The organism is Moorena sp. SIO3I6, from assembly GCF_010672095.1.
In genome coordinates, this window is the sequence record NZ_JAAHHU010001112.1 from 1 (window position 1) to 1667 (window position 1667).

General features: G+C 40.4%; 1 protein-coding gene and 1 pseudogene. Both read left to right on the forward strand.

Annotated elements, in window-relative coordinates:
* The coding region (locus F6K49_RS46700; RefSeq protein ID WP_293109293.1) for an AAA-like domain-containing protein at positions 1-1103 on the forward strand (1103 nt) is incomplete at its 5' end.
* A gap of 214 nt (positions 1104-1317) precedes the next feature.
* Positions 1318-1667, forward strand: a pseudogene (locus tag F6K49_RS46705) (glycoside hydrolase family 10 protein); the annotation flags it as partial.

Below are 1667 nucleotides of genomic sequence, written 5' to 3' on the forward strand. Positions count from 1 at the left end.
GACAAGCAGATGTCCAACTCTATAACGCCTTAAAAAGGGGTGAGTTTTGTTATGTGATGGCTCCCAGACAAATGGGCAAATCTTCTCTATCGGTGCGAATCAGACATCAGCTAGAACAAGAAGGTATAAGATGCAGTACTATTGATATGACACGCATCGGTAGCGAAACAATTACTCCAACTCAGTGGTACAAAGGAGTGGTTGCTGAGTTAGTACGAGGCTTGAAGTTATTCGGTGACTTTAATTTACAATCCTGGTGGCACCAGGAAGAGTATCTTTCACTGCTTCAGCGATTGAGTAATTTCCTGGAAGATATCCTGCTGGCCAAATTTAATACTGAACGAATTGTTATCTTTATTGATGAAATTGATACTATTCTAAACTTACCTTTTCCGGTTGATGATTTTTTTGCCCTGATCCGATTCTGCTATAACCAAAGAGCAATTAATCCTGAGTATAAGCGCATTGTCTTTGCTTTGTTCGGGGTAGCTAAGCCAAGTGATTTGATGACTGGCAAAAAGCGGACACCGTTTAATATCGGGAAAGCCATAGAACTAAATGGCTTTGAATTCCATCAAGCATATCCCCTTGCCAAGGGATTAGAGCAAACAGGGGGTAAACCTAAAACAATTCTCAAGGAGATACTGGCTTGGACAGGAGGACAACCTTTTCTGACCCAAAAACTATGTCAGTTGGTAGTAGATTCAGTAAGAGTCGGGTTGACTATTGCTCCTGGTAATGAGGCATCTTGGGTAGAGAGAATCGTACACACTGGCATTATTGATCATTGGGAATCCCAGGATGAACCCGAACATTTGCGAAGCATCTCGGCTCGCCTTTTGAGTAATAAATACTATGCTGATAAATTGCTGGGACTTTATCAGCAGATTTTAGCTGGAGATGATGTACCGATGGATAACAGCGAACAGTGTAACGAATTGCTGCTATCGGGTTTGGTGGTTAATAAACAAGGATGGCTAAGGGTGAATAACCCTATATATAAAGCAATTTTTAATCCTGAATGGGTTATCAAACAACTAGAGAATCTGCGTGCGTATCCTCGAAAGTTGCCCTCTTCCAGAGTTAGTATGGCATACTGTTAGTTTAAGGGACTAAAACCCTAGCTATACCTGGATTTTGGGCTTCAGCCCCTTGGTATAACTTAAACTATAGCGTTTCTGATAGCTATGAGCTACACAGCATTTTTTACCTATTTACTCTTACCTGATACCTGCTTCATAAAACCCATAACTTTGTACATCATGACTAGGATAATTGCTATAATATATTAAACTATTGCTGGGGAATAAGTTTAGTATGTCGAATAATAAGAATGAAAACAGTGGATGTGGATGCGCAAATATTCCTATTTCTCTAATCTTACTGGTTTTAGGCGGTGGCTATTGGTGGTTGAACCATCAAGGAGGTTTATCCATGATTAGCAAATTACCTCAAAATCTCCCCATAGCTATTCCTCAAAATCTACCAATAACTATTCCTGGTTTAAATTCGACAACCGCCGAACCAGAACCTTCGGCTCCTACTAAGCCTCCTGTAACCACTGCACCTTCCTTACCAAATTCGCCAATTGTTAAACCTAATCATCAGCCAGCTTCATCAACACCAATAACAGCTCAAAAACCTCAAACAGCTCAAAAACCTCAAAC